Origin of the sequence: Nocardia jinanensis (genome assembly GCF_014645735.1) — a bacterium.
GTDB classification, from domain to species: Bacteria; Actinomycetota; Actinomycetes; order Mycobacteriales; family Mycobacteriaceae; genus Nocardia; species Nocardia jinanensis.
The window spans coordinates 1-16,381 of sequence record NZ_BMMH01000042.1 but is presented as its reverse complement, the minus strand read 5'-3'; the positions used below and the strand labels follow the sequence as shown (position 1 = coordinate 16,381).

Sequence of the window (16,381 nt, the reverse complement as noted above, 5' to 3'; positions counted from 1 at the left end):
GGTGAGCACCGGCGCTACCGGCGCCGGATATGCGGCCACTTACGGCCAGGACCTGCCGCTGTTCCGGAAGCTCATGATGCCGCTGAGCGCACGGGGCCCCGGCGCCGCCGGTCCACTACCGAAAGCTCAGAGCACACTCTTGAAGATCAGGGTGAGCACCGCGGCAACCACGGCGACCACCACCGCGATCACACCCCAGACCACTCCGCCGCGAGCCCACGGGCGATTGCCGTCCACCGAGAAGCGGCCCGGCCCCGTGAACGCCAGGGCGGCCGCGGCAGTGGCGTAGAGCAGGCCCGTCTCGTAGCCCTCGCCGCCGGTGAGCAGCCCGCCGCTGAAGCTCGTATTGATGATGACGATGGTGGTGCCCAGTACAATGGCCGCGCCCAGCGGGGACAGCGCGCCCAGCGCGAGCAGCAGTCCACCCACGGATTCGCAGAGCCCGGCCAGCGTGCCGAAGAAGCTGCCTGGATTGAAACCCATCTCTTCGAAAGCGGCGTTGTTGGCCCGTAGGCCCGGCCCGTCGAACCAGCCGAAGAGTTTCTGACTACCGTGCGCGGCCAACAGTAGGCCGAACACCACCCGCAGGATCAGCAGGCCGATATCGGAGGACAAATTCCGGTCCGTGCTCGCCGGAACGGCGGTACGGACCGACGTCGAGTCGACGGTCATGAGAACCCCTCATTCCTATCCGGATAGTTAGCCACGGAAACAAACGGACCGCAGTCCCGTTCTTTCCGATACCGGTAGCCAACCAGGTCCTCGGCTATTCCGCCAGGAAGAAGAAATAGCTCAGGAAGATGAGTGTCAGCACCCACATCACCGGATGCACCTCGCGGAACCGGCCGCGGGCGGCCATCACCACCGGATAGAAGATCATTCCCATGGCCAGGCCGTTGGCGATCGAATACGTCAGCGGCATCATCACGATGGTGATGAACGCCGGTACGGCGAACTCCAACCGGGTCCAATCGATATCCCCCAGCGACCGGGCCATGAGCACCCCGACCACGATCAGCGCGGCCGCGGTCACCGCACCCGAACCCGCCACCACCGCGAAGATCGGATAGCAGAACATCGCCACCGCGAACCAGGCGGCCGTCACCACGGCGGTGAGCCCGGTTCTACCGCCCGCCGACACACCGGCGGTCGATTCCACATAGGCCGTGGTCGTGGAGGTACCTATCACCGCACCCGCCATAGTGCCCACCGCATCGGCCGACAGTGCGCTCTTGGCTCGCGGCAATTCGCCTTCACTGTTCAGCAGACCGGCTTGATTCGCGACCCCGATGAGTGTTCCGGACGCATCGAAGAAATCGACGAACAGCATGGTCAGGATCACCACGGCCATCTGCGCGGTGAACGCGTCGGGCAGATGAATGACCGCCTGCCCGAAGGTCTCGTCCAGACCGCGGGGCAGCGCGGCGATTCCGTCGGGTACATCCACCAGTCCGGCGATCATTCCGACGACGGCGGTCAGCACGATGCCGTACAGCACCGCTCCGTGCCAGCCGCGCACCAGAAAGATCACCGTCACCACCAGGCCGAACAGCGCCAGCATCGTAGTGCCCTGGGTGAAGTCGCCGAGCTTCACCAGGGTCGCGTCGCTGGCCACTACGATGCCCGCGTTCTTGAATCCGAGAAACGCCACGAAAACGCCTACCCCGGCCGCGACCGCCAGCTTCAACTGCAGCGGGATCGCGTTGAGGATCTTCTCCCGGATCCTGGTCACCGCCAGCACGAAGAAGATCACCCCGGACAGCAACGTGCCCGACAGCGCGACCTGCCACGGGATCCCCATACCCAGCACCACCGAGAAAGCGAAGAACGCGTTCAGCCCCATCCCGGGCGCCAGCGCGATCGGATAGCGCGCCCACAACCCCATCACCAGGGACCCGGCCACCGCCGAGACCGCCGTCGCGGTGAACACCGCCTGTGTGGGGATGCCCTGCTCGCTGAGCGCGCCCTGATCGCCCAGGATGGACGGATTCACCGCCAGCACGTAACACATGGCCAGGAACGTCACCGTTCCCGCCATGAGCTCGCGGCGCATGGTCGAACCGTGCACCCCGACAGCGAAATAGGTATCGATCCGCCCGCGGGTCCGGGTCAGAAGATCGGTGGCCATGGGACCTCCAGTCGGCTGGACATGACATCCGTCCGCACGCGGACGGGGAGCGGACCGGAGTCCGGCAGGAACTCGCCGGGCGCCACTCCGGCCGGCACCCGGCGTGTATGTGGCCGAACCCGAACCGGAAGGCGACAGCCCCATACGCCCTGCTGGTGGTCGCGCAGTACACAGCGGGAGGTCCGGCGCCCGGCAGCGCCAGTGTGGAACGGTATCCGATCGCTGTTACGAACCGAAGTCACCGCCACCGCGCACGTGCGGTCGGGGCAGATCGAGTGGTACAGATCCGGGGCCGGAGCCGATCTGCCCGAAGGCGCCGATCCGTTCGCCGCGTGGGACGACGTCCTCGCCGAGATCGGTGTCCCGGCCGGGCGGCGTAGAAACTGTCCGCGCGGGCCGCGGCGCGGTATTCAGGCGTTCGCCACCCTGCCGAGTTCGGCCGGCGTCGCGAGCAGCTCGTGAGACGGCAGCACCCGGACCGTGTAGCCGACCGCACCGGACAGCGGTACCGGAGTGTCGGCGGTGAAAACCTCGAGCGCGGACTCGGCGGACTCCCGGCCGGCGGGCGACATCGCGACAGCAGTCGTATCGGAGAGATCGTCCTCGGGTGAGACCCGGCCCAGGACCGCCTGAACCGTGACATCAGCGGGGCCGAGGCCACCGAGATCCACCCGCGCGGTCAACGACAACCGCGCCCCGATCACGGGAGTGTCCGGCAGGCCGGCCGCGTCCACCTGCACGACCCGCACACCTGGCCAGGCGTCCTCCACTCGCCTGCGGTACTCCGCGATCTCCCGCGCGCCCCCCAAATCCGCATCGGTGACCTGTCGGCAGGCCGCGGCCGCCGGCGCGTAGTACCGCTCGGCGTACTCGCGCACCATCCGGTCCGCCGGCACCTTCGGCCCGAGAGTGTGCAGGGTGTGGCGCACCATCTCGACCCAGCGCGCCGGTATCCCGTCCGCGCCGCGATCGTAGAAATGTGGTGCGACCGTCCGCTCCATCAACTCGTAGAGCGCGGTCGCCTCCAGATCGTCGCGGCGCTCGTCGTCGGCGACCCCGTCGGCGGTCGGGATCGCCCATCCGTTCTCGCCGTCGAACATCTCGTCCCACCACCCGTCCAGGATCGACAGGTTGAGCCCACCGTTGAGCGCCGATTTCATACCGGAGGTTCCGCATGCCTCCAGCGGCCGCAGCGGATTGTTCAGCCACACATCGCAACCCCAATACAGGTACCGGGCCATCGATATGTCGTAGTCGGGCAGGAACACGATCCGGTGCCGGACCGCCGGATCGTCGGCGAACCGCACCACCTGCTGGATCAGCGCCTTACCGCCTTCATCCGCGGGATGGCTCTTCCCAGCCACCACCAACTGCACCGGGCGCTCGGGGTCCAGCAGCAGATCGCGCAGTCGCCGGGGATCACGCAACATCAGGGTCAGGCGCTTGTAGGTCGGTACCCGGCGCGCGAACCCGACGGTCAGCACCTCGGGGTCGAACACCGAACCCACCCAGTTCAGTTCGGCATCGGCCGCACCCCGCTGCCGCCACGACTCCCGCAGCCGCCGCCGCACCTCCCCCACCAGCTTCGCGCGCAGGGTCGCGCGGATCCGCCAGAGCTGCTCCGGTTCCAGACCGCGCATTCGCTCCCAGGCACCCGGGCAGTCGGCGGTGTCGAGCAGTTCCCCCCATTCCCGGGCCGCCCAGGTCGGGGCGTGCACGCCGTTGGTCACCGACCCGATCGGCACCTCGGCGGCGTCGAAACCGGGCCACAGCGGATTGAACATGTCGCGACTCACCGCGCCGTGCAATCGCGATACCCCGTTCGCGCGCTGCGCCAGCCGCAACCCCATATGCGCCATATTGAACACCGTGGGATCGGCTTCCCGGCCGAGCGCGATGATCCGATCCACCCCGATCCCCGGCAGCAGCGGCGACTCCGATTCCCCGGACGACCCGCCGAAATACCGGTGGACCATCGATACCGGGAACCGGTCGATCCCGGCCGGAACCGGCGTATGCGTGGTGAACAACGTTCCCGCGCGCACTGCCGCCAGCGCGGTATCGAAATCGTGTCCCGCGGCCAGGTATTCGCGGATCCGTTCCAGACCGAGAAATCCCGCATGTCCTTCGTTCATATGGAAGACCTCGGGGTCGGCGAGCCCGGCGGCCGCCGTATAGGCACGCACCGCCCGCACCCCGCCGATCCCGGCGAGGATCTCCTGCTCGATCCGGTGCTCCTGATCCCCGCCGTAGAGCCGGTCGGTGACCGCCCGCAGATCCGGATCGTTGGCCGCGATATCGGTATCCAGCAGTAGCAGCGGCACTCGCCCCACCTGCGCGATCCACACCCGCGCCGTCAGCACCCGCCGATCCGGCATCGCCACATGCACCAGCACCGGCGAAGAATCGGCGGTCAGCAAACGCAACGGCAAACCCTGCGGATCCAGCGCCGGATACCGCTCGGCCTGCCAACCGTCGGCGGTCAGCGACTGCCGGAAGTACCCCGACCGGTACAGCAGCCCCACCCCGATCAGCGGCAACCCCAGATCGGACGCCGCCTTCAGATGGTCGCCGGCCAGAATCCCGAGACCACCCGAATAGTTGGGCAGTACTTCGGTCACCCCGAACTCCATCGAGAAGTAGGCGATCCCCCGCACCCCGAAGTCGGCGACCGGCCGATCCAGATAGGCCCGCAGATCGGCCGCCACGGCATCGACCCGTCCGCAGAACTCCGCGTCCCCGGCGAGCGCCTCCAGCCGCTCCGGTGACACTTCCCCCAGTATCCGCACGGGGTCGTGCCCGATCTCCTCCCACCGGCCCGGATCCAGCGCGGCGAACACATCCTGCGTCGGACCATGCCACGACCAGCGCAGATTCGTGGAGAGCTCGCCCAGCGCGGCCAGACGCTCCGGCAGATGGGCGCGGACGGTGAACCGACGCAGTGCCTTCATCCCGGTGAGCTTATTGGCTGTGTTTATTTGCGGCGCCTTCGGCGCCGCTGGCGGGGCCCTGTTAACCCCGGTTCTTCACTCCTTCGCTCAGTCGCTGCGCTCCTTCGCTACGTCGCTCCAGAACCGGGGCGGGCCCCGCCGCTGAGGTGGACCATTCGGAGAGGACAGGAGGTGATGTGCGGATGTGCGCCATTGATCACCGGGCGGGTTGACGATTCTGTGAGTGCTCCGGTCCGAGTGGTGGCTGTGCCGGATACGACCGGGGCAGGCTGGCGAATCCGACGCCTCTGCCCCGGATGTTTCCGGCGTGGGCGGCCGGGGCATCTCCCGAGCGCGGGGTGGACGCGTTGGTCAGGCGCCGACTTCACTCGCGCCGGTTTCCGCCACCGGTGTCGTTGCCAATAACGTGTATGGATGACCGGCCGCATCGCCATCGATGACATCGCCCCGCGAATCCCCGGCGGCTACCCGGCGAAGGCCGTGGTCGGGGAGGTCTTCCCGGTGCGGGCTGTGGTGTGGCGGGACGGGCACGGTGCGGTCGGGGCCACTCTGGCGGTGCGGGCCCCGGGCTCGTCCCGGTCCGTGCGGGTGCCGATGACCCCCGACTACGAACCCGATGTGTTCAACGGCGTGTTCACACCCACCGGACCCGGTGTATGGCATTTCCGGGTCGAGGGCTGGGCCGATTCCGTCGCGACCTGGCGGTCGGCGGTGGCGGCGAAGCTGGCGGTCGGGCAGAGCGCGGCGGATCTGGACAACGACCTGGAGATCGGCGCCCGGTTGCTGGACCGGGCGGCGCAGGCGGTGCCGAAGAAAGAGTTCGAGCGGCTGCGGGCGGCCGCGGCGGCGCTCCGTGACGACGAACCGCTCCCGGCGCGGGTGGCTCCGGCGTTCACCGACGAGGTCGCCGAGATCCTGCGTCGTATGCCGCTGCGGGATCTGCTCACGCGCGGACCGCAGTATTCGGTGCTGGTGGAGCGACCGCGGGCGCGCACCGGGTCCTGGTACGAGTTCTTTCCTCGCTCGACCGGCGGACGCGACGCCGCCGGCAATCCGGTGCACGGCACCTTCGCGACCGCGGCGAACCAACTGCCGCGAATCGCGGCGATGGGTTTCGATGTGGTCTATCTGCCGCCGATCCATCCCATCGGCGCGGTCAACCGCAAGGGCCGTAACAACGCGCTCGCGGCAGGTCCGGGGGATGTCGGCTCGCCGTGGGCGATCGGTTCGGCCGAGGGCGGTCACGACGCGTTCCATCCGCGGCTGGGTACCGAATCCGATTTCCGCGCCTTCGTCGGCATCGCGGCCGGGCTCGGTCTGGAGGTCGCGCTGGATCTGGCTCTGCAGTGCGCACCGGACCATCCGTGGGTGAGCGCGCACCCGGAATGGTTCACCACTCTGCCCGACAGCACCATCGCCTACGCCGAGAATCCGCCCAAGAAGTACCAGGACATCTATCCGCTCGAGTTCGACAACGATCCCGACGGCCTCTACGCCGAGGTGCTGCGTGTGGTGCGGTACTGGATCGGGCTGGGAGTGAAGATCTTCCGGGTCGACAACCCGCACACCAAACCGGCCGAATTCTGGGAGTGGCTCATCGCCGCGGTGCACCGGACCGATCCGGACGTGGTCTTCCTGTCCGAGGCGTTCACCTACCCGGCACGCCTCTACGGTCTGGCGCGGCGCGGTTTCAGCCAGTCCTACACCTATTTCACCTGGCGCACCCATAAGCACGAACTCACCGAGTTCGGTCTGGAACTCGCCGCCAAGGCCGACGAAGCCCGGCCCAACCTCTTCGTCAACACCCCCGACATCCTGCACGAGAGCCTGCAACACGGGGGCCCGGGCATGTTCGCGATCCGGGCGGTGCTGGCCGCGACCCTCGGCCCCAGCTGGGGGGTGTACTCCGGCTACGAACTGTACGAGCACCAGGCGGTCCGCCCGGGAAGCGAGGAGTATCTGGATTCGGAGAAGTACGAACTGCGACCCCGCCCATTCGCACAGGCCCTGGCCCGCGGTGAATCGCTCGAACCGCTGCTCACCAGGCTCAACGAGATCCGCCGCCGGCATCCAGCGCTACAGCAGTTGCGGTGCCTGCATTTCCATCACATCGACAACGACAATCTGCTCGCGTATTCGAAGATCGACCCCGCGACCGGCGACGCGGTCCTGGTGGTGGTGAACCTGAATCCCTTCACCGCCGAACAGGGAATGCTGTCGCTGGATCTGCCCGCTGTCGGCCGGGAATGGCACGACCATCCGGTGGTCCACGACGAGATCAGCGGCGAGCAGTACCACTGGGCGCAGACCAACTACATCCGGCTCGATCCCGCCCGCGCGGTCGCCCACATCATCGCGCTGCCGCCCGTCCCCCATCACGCGCGCATCGCTCTGGCGTATCGGCGCAGTTTCCGGTGACCGTGTGATGAACCGTCGTGACCTGCTGCTCCTCGCAGCGGGCAGCCACCCGGACCCACATACGGTGCTCGGCGCGCACCCACACCCCGACGGCACCGTCGTCCAGGTGCTGCGGCCCGCCGCGGAATCGGTGTCGGTGCTGGTCGGCGGTGTCGATCATCGGCTGGAATCGGTGGGTCACGGAGTTTTCGCCGCCGTGCTGCCCTATCCGGAGATCCTGGACTACCGCATCGTCACCGTGCACCCTCATCTTCCGGCCACCGTGACCGCCGACGGCTACCGCTTCCTGCCCACCCTCGGCGATCTCGATCTGCACCTCATCGGTGAGGGCCGGCACCAGCGGCTGTGGGAGGTGCTCGGCGCCCATCCGCGCACCTACCGCGGCCTCGACGGGGAGGTGCGGGGTGTCTCGTTCGCCGTCTGGGCCCCGAACGCCCGTGGTGTCACCGTATTCGGCGATTTCGACCACTGGCAGGGCGGGACCTGGCCGATGCGCGCGCTCGGACGGTCGGGAGTCTGGGAGGTCTTCGTCCCCGGCGCGGCGCCCGGCGACCGCTACAAGTACCGCGTGCACGGGGCCGACGGCCGCATGGCCGATCACGCCGACCCGGTCGCGTTCGCCACCGAGGTCCCGCCCGCCACCGCCTCGGTCGTGGCCGACTCCGGCCATCGCTGGACCGATCGGAACTGGCTCACCACCCGCGCCCGAACCGACCCCGCCCGCGCCCCCTTCAGCGTTTTCGAAGTCCATCTCGGGTCCTGGCGTCCCGGTCTGGGCTACCGCGAGCTCGCGACCGAACTCAGCGAATACGTGCGTGGCCTCGGGTTCACCCACATCGAATTGCTGCCCGTCGCCGAGCATCCCTTCGGCGGATCGTGGGGATATCAGGTCACCTCGTACTACGCCCCCACCTCGCGCTTCGGCAGTCCGGACGATTTCCGCGCCTTCGTCGATCACCTGCATGCCGACGGTATCGGCGTCATCCTCGACTGGGTGCCCGCCCATTTCCCCCGCGATACCTGGGCGCTGGCCCGTTTCGACGGCACTGCGCTCTACGAACACCCGGACCCGCGGCGCGGAGAACAGCCGGAATGGGGCACTCTGGTATTCGACTACGGGCGTCCCGAAGTGCGCAATTTCCTCGTCGCCAACGCCCGGTTCTGGATCGCGGAATTCCATATCGACGGCCTGCGCGTCGATGCGGTCGCGGCCATGTTGTATCTCGACTACGCCCGGCCCGGTGGCGACTGGGAGCCGAATATCCACGGCGGCCGCGAGAATCTGGAGGCGGTCGCGTTCCTCACCGAACTGAACGACAGTCTGCACGGTTCGTATCCGGGTGTCGTCACCATTGCCGAGGAATCCACCACCTGGGCCGGTGTCACCCGGGCCACCGAGGTCGGCGGGCTCGGCTTCTCCATGAAATGGAATATGGGCTGGATGCACGACACCCTCGGCTATCTGGGCCGAGATCCCGTGCACCGCACCTGGCACCACAACGAGATCACTTTTTCGCTCATGTACGCGTGGAGCGAGAACTATGTACTGCCCATCAGTCACGACGAGGTCGTACACGGCAAAGGCACGTTGTGGACCCGGATGCCCGGCGACGAGTTCGCCAAAGCGGGCGGCGTCCGGGCACTGCTCGCCTACCTGTGGGCCCATCCCGGTAAACAACTGCTGTTCATGGGCCAGGAGTTCGGGCACTACCGCGAGTGGTGGCACGACCACAGTCTCGACTGGCACGAACTCGACAATCCGCTGCACCGCGGTATCCAGCTACTCGTCGCCGACCTCAACCGTGTGTACCGCGACCATCCGGCCCTGTGGAGCCAGGACACCACCCCCGGCGGGCATTCCTGGATCACCGCCGACGACCGGGAGAACAATGTCCTGGCTTTCCTCCGGCACGGCGCCGACGGCTCCACGATGGCCTGTGTCTGCAATTTCTCCGGCGCCACCTACACCGACTACCGGATCGGCCTGCCCGCGGCCGGTGAGTGGCTCGAGATCCTGAACACCGACGCACTCGAATACGGCGGCACCGGTTCGGGCAATCTCGGTATCGTCTACGCCGATCCGACGAGCCGGCACGACCGCCCTGCCTCGGCCGCGCTGACGCTGGGCCCGCTCAGTGCCGTCTGGCTGGCCCCGCGTCTCTGAACAGCAGCACACGCGCCGAACAGGGATCCCGCCCGGCAGCGCAGATCAATACAGCGCGGTCGCCAGTTTGCGCCGTGCCGCCACCACGAAGGGTTCCGCCTGGTCGAAGAGTTCGAACAGTTCCAGCAACCGGATGCGTACCGCGGTGCGCTCGTCGCCGGCGGTCCGGGCGACCAGACCGATCAGCCGGTCGAACGCGGCCTCGGGCTGCTGCTGGAACAACTCCACATCGGCGGCGTCGAGAGCTGCGGCGACATTGCTCGGGTCCGCGTCGGAAGTGGCGATCGCCGACTCCGGCAGTTCCTGGGCACGACCCAGGAACTTCACCTGCCGCAGCGCCGCCTTGGCCTCGGTATTGCCGGGCTCCTGGGTGACGATCGATTCGTAGGCCGATTCCGCGCCCGCGAGATCGCCTTGTTCCAACAGCGCTTCGGCCGCGGCGAACCGCGGATCCGCGCGCTCCTCCTGCGGTGCCGCCGGGTCGCCTTCGAGTTTGCCCTCTACCGCCTGCACCACCGCGGCAAGCCACTGCGATACCTGAGCCTCCGGCTGGGTCCCTTGGAAATCGGCCAGCGGCTGTCCGCCCGCCACCGCGATCACCGTGGGAATGCCCTGCACACCGAACGCCTGCGCGATCCGCATATTGCTCTCGGCCTCGACCGCGGCGAGGTCCCAAGCGCCGCCAGCCTCGCCCACGAGCCGCTCGAGCAGCTGCACCAGTTCGATGCTGCCGGGGCTGCGCTGCGAGTACAGCACCACCACCACCGGCACCTGGGCGGAGCGGTGCAGCACCTTGGTCTCGAAATCCGCCTCGGTGACCATATGGTCGCCCGCGGCGGCCGGCGCCGCACCCGCGGGTGGCTGTTTCAGAGCGGACAGATCCACCGCCCCGGACATGGCTGCGGCTGTGGCGGGTGAAGGACGGCGGGATGCTGGTCGAGTCACAGGTTCCAGTTTGTCACGAGGATGCCGCGAGAGTCTTCGGGGACTCGGTGACGCCGGATGCGCTCAGCTCGCCCAGCTTGCCGGTGCGCACGGCCCACACTTCGAAGATCACCGTGAAGAACGGCGGGATGCTGGACAGCAGCGCCAGCACGGTGGTCTTCCAGTTCCACTCGAGCTCACGCGAGGTCAGCAGCGCGGTCAGTACGAACAGGATGAAGACGGCACCGTGTACCGGACCGAAGATCTTCACCCCGATCTCGTTGCCCTCGGCGGGAAGGTATTTGAACGCCATCCCCACCAGTAGTCCCAACCAGGACAGCGCCTCGAGCACTGCGAAAAATCGGAACCTACCGGCAATGGTACGCAGACCAAGGAAGTTCATGCGCCCCATTGTGCCCTAGCCACTACGCGGCGTCGTAGTCGAACCGGTCACATCGGTCACTCGAGACAAACCAGACGGTCTACACCTTGACGATCAGTGCGTCACCTTGACCACCACCGCCACACAGCGCGGCCGCACCGATCCCGCCACCACGCCGTTGCAACTCCAGCGCCAGATGCAGCACGATCCGCGCACCCGACATCCCGAGCGGATGCCCGACCGCGATGGCGCCACCGTTGACGTTCACCTTCGCCGGGTCGATACCGAGTTTGCGGGTCGAGGCGATACCGACCGCCGCGAACGCCTCGTTGATCTCCACCAGGTCCAGATCGGCCGGGGCGATCCCTTCTTTGGCACATGCCTTGGCGATAGCGTTGGCCGGCTGATCCTGCAGAGTCGAATCCGGACCGGCCACCACCCCCGCCGCACCGATCTCGGCGATCCAGCTCAGACCCAGCTCCTGGGCCTTGGCCTTGCTCATCACGACCACAGCGGCCGCACCGTCGGAGATCTGCGACGCCGACCCGGCCGTGATCGTCCCGTTCTTGCTGAACGACGGACGCAACGTGGACAGCGATTCCGCGGTGGTATCGGCACGGATCCCCTCGTCCCGGCTCACCACGACCGGATCACCCTTGCGCTGCGGCACCTCGACCGGCGTCACCTCGTCCCCGAAGACCCCGTTCTTCCACGCGGCGGCCGCCCGCTGATGCGAAGCCGCGGCGAACGCGTCCTGATCGGCCCGGGTGATCGGATCGGCGTCGTTGCGCTGCTCGGTGAGCGCCCCCATCGCCTGATCGGTGAAGATATCGTGCAGCCCGTCGTAGGCCATATGGTCACGCAGGGTCACGTCACCGTATTTGAACCCCTCGCGGCTCTTCTCGAGCATATGCGGGGCGCGGCTCATCGATTCCTGTCCACCGGCAACGACGATCTCGTATTCGCCGGCCCGGATCAGCTGATCGGCCAGCGCGATCGCATTGATCCCGGACAGGCAGACCTTGTTGAGTGTCAGCGCGGGAACATCCATGGGAATCCCGCCGGCCACCGCGGCCTGCCGCGCGGGAATCTGCCCCGCGCCCGCAGTGAGCACCTGACCCATGATCACGTAGTCGACCTGGTCGCCTCGCACACCGGCCTTCGCGAGCGCCGCGGCGATCGCGAAGCCGCCCAGATCCGATCCGCTGAAGTCCTTCAGACCGCCCAGCAGCCGACCGATCGGGGTACGCGCACCGGACACGATCACGGAGTTGGTCACGACGAGCCTCCTGTAGCTGTATCTATTGCGGCGCTTTCGGCGCCGCGGCGTCGGGGCCCTGTCAACCCCGGGCCGTGTTCAACGGCGTCGCCTTCGGCGCCGCTGGGCCGGGGCCCGACCCCACACGGGTGACCGGTCCCGGCCGGCCTCGATGCGGCCTCCGGATACGTCCGGAAGGCTCACGATGCGACCACGCGATCCCGCGCGCCACCGGAGAGCGACGCGCGGCGCGGACTACTCCACGGTAGCCTGCAGCCTTCGCGGATCGGAGTACTGGGATGCACAGATCACCCGGCGATATTTGACGGCACCTGCCCTCTATCGAGCCCGATCCGGGTGGGTAAGCAACTGCGCCACGCGGGAACGCGCTACGTTCGAAGGGTGAGCACCGCTACCCCGTCATCAGAATTCATCCCCGCCGATTACATCGTCGCGGTGGACCACGTCGGTATCGCAGTCCCGGATCTGGACACCGCCGTCGCCTGGTACGCCGAAAATCTCGGCCTGGTCGAAACCCACCGCGAGGTCAACGAGGAACAGGGCGTTCAGGAGGCAATGCTCTCCGCGCCCGCCGCCGAGGACGATTCGACTGCTCTACAGTTGCTGGCTCCGCTCGACGAAACCTCCACCATCGCGAAATTCATCGATCGCAGTGGCCCGGGTCTGCAGCAGCTGGCCTTCCGGGTCACCGATATCGAAGCTGTTTCCGCATATCTTCGTGATCGCGGCATGCGCCTGCTGTACGAAGCGCCGCGCCGCGGAACCGCCGACTCCCGTATCAATTTCGTCCATCCGAAGGATGCTGGCGGTGTGCTGGTCGAGTTACTGGAACCGGATCCGAATGTTACGCACTAGTATCAAGTTCGGGCTGTAAGGAGACGCTCCGATAACATTCCCGGTCGGCTCACCATGCGCAGGTCTCAGGCTGTAGTTTGTTGCCCATGTCGTCACCCGAGTCCGATCGCAATCGCTTCGTTGCGCTGCCCTTCACCGTTGTGCGCAAGGGTTATGCGCAAGACGAGGTGCGTAACTATTTCGACCGCTTCGATGCCGAGTTGCGGGTTACCGCCACCGACCGCGACGCCGCTGCCGCCCAGGCCCGGAACCTCGCCAGTCAGCTGGAAGACGCCCGCGACGAAATCGACGAGCTCCGTAAGGAAGTCGACCGGCTGTCCGTACCGCCGACCACCGCGGAGGGGATGAGCGACCGCATCTCCCGCATGTTGCGATTGGCCTCGGACGAGGCGTCCGAGGTTCGCGCTCTCGCTCAGGCCGAAGCCGCCGAGATGGTTTCCATCGCGGAGCAGCAGGCCACCGAGATGCGCGGTAAATACGAATCCCTGCTCGCCGAAACGAAGGAAAAGCGCGAAGCGCTGGAAATCGAGTACGAGCAGACGCTGGCCAATGCTCGTACCGAATCCGCGAAGATCATCGAAGCCTCCCAGGCCGACGCCGAGCGTCTCGCCAAGGAGTCCGAGGCCAAGCGCAAGGCCACACAGCAGGACTTCGAAGTCACCATGGCCGAGCGTCGCACCAAGCTGACCCGCGCCATGGAGGAGCTGGAGGCCACCAGCCGCGCCGAGGCCGCACAGCGGATCAAGGACGCGACCGACGAGGCCAACCGTCTCATCACCTCCGCCACTCAGACCTCCGATCGCAAGATCGCGCACGCGAAGGAACTGGCCGAGGAGATGCGCGTGCTGCGCGGCCGGGTCCTGGCCCAGCTGCTCGGCATCCGCGGCCAGCTCGATTCCGTGCCGGCCATGCTCGCCGCCGTCAACCGGGAGAGCGAACTGCTCGACGGTGTGCCCGAGCAGCCGCGTAAGTCCATCGGCAGCGGCCAGAGCAACAAGTCCGTGAACGGCCCGCGTCAGAAGGCTATCCCCGAGTTCAGCTCCGAAGACGGATCCGACGATATCGTCGAGGACGAGCGCGAGAACGCCGACATCAGCCGCTGAGCTGCTGTCGGGACGTACACGGCGACAACACGAATCAATCCGAAGGCCGCCCCCACAGGGCGGCCTTCCTCATTTCCCCGGCCGTCCGGCGATGGGGGATATGAGGGCTCGGTCATCGGTCCATCGCGTCCGATCACCGGAACTGTGGGGACTTCACCGAGACAACCGACGTAGCGGTGAGCTACGGCCGGACAGCGATCGCTGGAAGGAACGCCGTATCCGGCAGCACCGCAGGCCAGGGCGGCACCACCGGACGCTGCCCCGGAGATCCGGTCCGGTCCGCCCGGCCAGTCGAACTACTGCGGGCCACGCGCCGACACGTCATCTTCTCCGCACCCACCACCAACAGCGCTGCCCGGCCGGACCGGATAAGGCCCATCGCGGCCATGCAGTGCGTCGCTGCCGGTGGCACACACTTTCTCCTGGCGCGCGGCGAGAGCGCGGAATGCCGTCGCCACCGATCCCGCTCTATTGCTCGGACATCCACCGGGTGCCCAGCTCGAGTCTCAGGTGTACGGCTCACGCCTCAGGACCAGCGCCGAGTGATCCCGCGGGTCCGCCTGCCGTTCCAGCAGCCACCGTGCCAGTGCCGGCGGTCGGTCTCACCGCTGCCGGCCGGCCAGGCCACCACATGTGCGACCCCCGGCATGATCTCGTGATCGCAGCCCGGGCAGCGGTACCGTTTCACCGCACGCGCCCCCGGAACGGTGCGGACTACGTACTCGTCCCCGTCCGGCCCCGATTCGGTCCGCCGGTAGACATCGCCCAGCCCGGGGCCCGTCCGCGGCGGCTCCGCCCTGGAGCGCGCGTTGCGCGGATTTCGTCGTGGCATGGTTCCAAGTCTAGAAGAGCCGGAATTCGTTGCTCTCTGTCCCACGTAGGGCGTTGTAATCCAGAGTGAGGCATCGGATCCCGCGGTCCTCGGCCAGTGTTCGCGCCTGGGGTTTGATCTGCTGTGCCGCGAAAACGCCGGCGACCGGCGTCAGCAGCGGGTCCCGGTTCAGCAATTCCAAGTATCGGGTGAGCTGTTCCACTCCGTCTATCTCGCCGCGGCGCTTGATCTCCACTGCGACCGTCCGCCCGCCCGCGTCCCGGCACAGCAGATCCACCGGCCCGATCGCCGTCATGTACTCCCGCCGGATGAGGCTGTAGCCGGTGCCCAGAGTTTCCACGTGCTCGGCCAGTAGTTCCTGTAGATGCGCCTCGACCCCGTCCTTCACCAGACCGGGGTCGACCCCGAGTTCATGGCTGGAATCGTGCTCGATCTCCTCGATACCGATCCGCAGTTCCTCCCCCGCCTTGTTGGTCACCACCCACAGTGCCTTCAAAGTCTCCGCTGCCGCGTCCGGGGCCCGTTCGTCCAGCCAGCACGGCGGGCTCATCCAGTTCAGCGGCTTGTAAGACCCCCCGTCGGAATGCACCAGCACCGACCCGTCCGCTTTGATCATCAGCAGCCGGCGAGCCATCGGCAGATGGGCGGTGAGCCGCCCGACGTAGTCGACCTGGCAACGAGCAATCACGAGTCGCATCCGGCAGAGTCTAGGACAGTGCGCCTCGCCCGTGAGCCAGGGCCCGAGAAGGGAAACACCGCACTCCGCTCCAGCGGAGGCTTCGGTTCCTAGCGTTCACGATTACCGCATCGCGGCTCGGTGGTGAAGGACCCGGCTCCGAGCTGGTATCGGCGACCGACCAGGCGCCCGAGGATCCGCACAGCCCCGATGATCGGCGGATCGCATTCGGACGACTCATGGAGCCCCTACTTCGAAAGCGTTCTCGCATGTGTCCATGTGCGTGAGTCCGCGCCCGCGCTGAATCACACCCCCCGCCGACGAACACGAAAGAGAAAGTACCGCAGCCAGATTCCGCCGGCTCACGACGAGCATGCCCCGGAAAAATCTTTCACAACTGCCCCGAAAACGCCTTCAGGGGCCCACAATGTGGGCCCCTGAAGGGAAATATGTTCCGGCGGTGTCCTACTCTCCCACACCCTGTCGAGTGCAGTACCATCGGCGCTGGCAGGCTTAGCTTCCGGGTTCGGAATGGGACCGGGCGTTTCCCTGCCGCTATAACCGCCGTAACTCTATGAAACTATCCACAGAGAGCCACCCACACCCCCATCACCATGGATGGATCGTGTGGTGTCTTCTGTATCTGTGTGTTGTTTCAGATACTGCACA

Annotated in this window: 12 protein-coding genes and 1 rRNA gene; 4 read left to right on the top strand and 9 right to left on the bottom strand. The window is 67.0% G+C overall.

The window, feature by feature from the left end:
* Window positions 1-126: 126 nt before the first annotated feature.
* The 3 genes from IEY68_RS34930 to glgP form a co-directional block, all read right to left on the bottom strand.
* The gene (locus IEY68_RS34930) at window positions 127-672 is read right to left on the bottom strand and encodes a DoxX family protein (protein WP_058855129.1); all 546 of its coding nucleotides are present in this window, start codon (window positions 670-672) and stop codon (window positions 127-129) included.
* Window positions 673-766: 94 nt separating this feature from the next.
* Entirely contained in the window at window positions 767-2,128 is a 1,362-nt protein-coding gene (locus IEY68_RS34925) for an NCS2 family permease (protein ID WP_058855130.1), read from the bottom strand.
* A gap of 410 nt (window positions 2,129-2,538) precedes the next feature.
* The gene (gene glgP / locus IEY68_RS34920; protein ID WP_189094701.1) at window positions 2,539-5,079 is read right to left on the bottom strand and encodes an alpha-glucan family phosphorylase; all 2,541 of its coding nucleotides are present in this window, start codon (window positions 5,077-5,079) and stop codon (window positions 2,539-2,541) included.
* Between the two features lie 414 nt (window positions 5,080-5,493).
* Between glgP and IEY68_RS34915 the strand changes: the two genes are divergently transcribed.
* Together IEY68_RS34915 and glgB are read left to right on the top strand one after the other, a co-directional pair.
* Window positions 5,494-7,497 (top strand): alpha-1,4-glucan--maltose-1-phosphate maltosyltransferase, encoded by a 2,004-nt coding sequence (locus tag IEY68_RS34915; RefSeq protein ID WP_058855132.1) that lies wholly within the window; start codon window positions 5,494-5,496, stop codon window positions 7,495-7,497.
* A gap of 7 nt (window positions 7,498-7,504) precedes the next feature.
* A complete protein-coding gene (gene glgB, locus IEY68_RS34910; protein WP_058855133.1) occupies window positions 7,505-9,661 on the top strand; it encodes a 1,4-alpha-glucan branching protein GlgB in 2,157 nt (718 codons plus the stop codon).
* A gap of 45 nt (window positions 9,662-9,706) precedes the next feature.
* On the opposite strand, the gene IEY68_RS34905 is transcribed toward glgB, so the two are convergent.
* The 3 genes from IEY68_RS34905 to IEY68_RS34895 form a co-directional block, all read right to left on the bottom strand.
* Window positions 9,707-10,558 carry a tetratricopeptide repeat protein gene (locus IEY68_RS34905; RefSeq protein ID WP_058855134.1) on the bottom strand — a complete coding sequence of 284 codons (852 nt, stop codon included), beginning with the start codon at window positions 10,556-10,558 and terminating at the stop codon, window positions 9,707-9,709.
* 61 nt (window positions 10,559-10,619) lie between these two features.
* Window positions 10,620-10,988 carry a DUF3817 domain-containing protein gene (locus IEY68_RS34900; RefSeq protein ID WP_058855147.1) on the bottom strand — a complete coding sequence of 123 codons (369 nt, stop codon included), beginning with the start codon at window positions 10,986-10,988 and terminating at the stop codon, window positions 10,620-10,622.
* Between the two features lie 79 nt (window positions 10,989-11,067).
* Window positions 11,068-12,246 carry an acetyl-CoA C-acetyltransferase gene (locus IEY68_RS34895; protein ID WP_058855135.1) on the bottom strand — a complete coding sequence of 393 codons (1,179 nt, stop codon included), beginning with the start codon at window positions 12,244-12,246 and terminating at the stop codon, window positions 11,068-11,070.
* A 381-nt stretch (window positions 12,247-12,627) separates the two neighbouring features.
* On the opposite strand from IEY68_RS34895, the gene mce reads away from it, so the two are divergent.
* Both mce and IEY68_RS34885 read left to right on the top strand, forming a co-directional pair.
* Window positions 12,628-13,101 carry a methylmalonyl-CoA epimerase gene (gene mce, locus IEY68_RS34890; protein WP_039822866.1) on the top strand — a complete coding sequence of 158 codons (474 nt, stop codon included), beginning with the start codon at window positions 12,628-12,630 and terminating at the stop codon, window positions 13,099-13,101.
* A gap of 86 nt (window positions 13,102-13,187) precedes the next feature.
* Window positions 13,188-14,204 (top strand): coiled-coil domain-containing protein, encoded by a 1,017-nt coding sequence (locus tag IEY68_RS34885; protein WP_058855136.1) that lies wholly within the window; start codon window positions 13,188-13,190, stop codon window positions 14,202-14,204.
* Between the two features lie 526 nt (window positions 14,205-14,730).
* Here IEY68_RS34885 and IEY68_RS34880 read toward each other — a convergent pair.
* The 3 genes from IEY68_RS34880 to rrf form a co-directional block, all read right to left on the bottom strand.
* On the bottom strand, window positions 14,731-15,036 hold the full coding sequence (locus IEY68_RS34880) for an Rv1322 family protein (RefSeq protein ID WP_058855137.1): 306 nt from the start codon (window positions 15,034-15,036) through the stop codon (window positions 14,731-14,733).
* A gap of 10 nt (window positions 15,037-15,046) precedes the next feature.
* Window positions 15,047-15,733 (bottom strand): endonuclease NucS, encoded by a 687-nt coding sequence (gene nucS / locus IEY68_RS34875; RefSeq protein WP_058855138.1) that lies wholly within the window; start codon window positions 15,731-15,733, stop codon window positions 15,047-15,049.
* A gap of 431 nt (window positions 15,734-16,164) precedes the next feature.
* Window positions 16,165-16,281, bottom strand: a 5S ribosomal RNA gene (gene rrf / locus IEY68_RS34870).
* Window positions 16,282-16,381: the final 100 nt, after the last annotated feature.

Bases quoted from the DNA above. Each gene is read 5' to 3' on its own strand.
- IEY68_RS34930 (WP_058855129.1), bottom strand. From the start codon at position 672: ATGACCGTCGACTCGACGTCGGTCCGTACCGCCGTTCCGGCGAGCACG.
- IEY68_RS34925 (WP_058855130.1), bottom strand. From the start codon at position 2,128: ATGGCCACCGATCTTCTGACCCGGACCCGCGGGCGGATCGATACCTAT.
- glgP (WP_189094701.1), bottom strand. From the start codon at position 5,079: ATGAAGGCACTGCGTCGGTTCACCGTCCGCGCCCATCTGCCGGAGCGT.
- IEY68_RS34915 (WP_058855132.1), top strand. From the start codon at position 5,494: ATGACCGGCCGCATCGCCATCGATGACATCGCCCCGCGAATCCCCGGC.
- glgB (WP_058855133.1), top strand. From the start codon at position 7,505: ATGAACCGTCGTGACCTGCTGCTCCTCGCAGCGGGCAGCCACCCGGAC.
- IEY68_RS34905 (WP_058855134.1), bottom strand. From the start codon at position 10,558: ATGTCCGGGGCGGTGGATCTGTCCGCTCTGAAACAGCCACCCGCGGGT.
- IEY68_RS34900 (WP_058855147.1), bottom strand. From the start codon at position 10,988: ATGAACTTCCTTGGTCTGCGTACCATTGCCGGTAGGTTCCGATTTTTC.
- IEY68_RS34885 (WP_058855136.1), top strand. From the start codon at position 13,188: ATGTCGTCACCCGAGTCCGATCGCAATCGCTTCGTTGCGCTGCCCTTC.
- IEY68_RS34880 (WP_058855137.1), bottom strand. From the start codon at position 15,036: ATGCCACGACGAAATCCGCGCAACGCGCGCTCCAGGGCGGAGCCGCCG.
- nucS (WP_058855138.1), bottom strand. From the start codon at position 15,733: ATGCGACTCGTGATTGCTCGTTGCCAGGTCGACTACGTCGGGCGGCTC.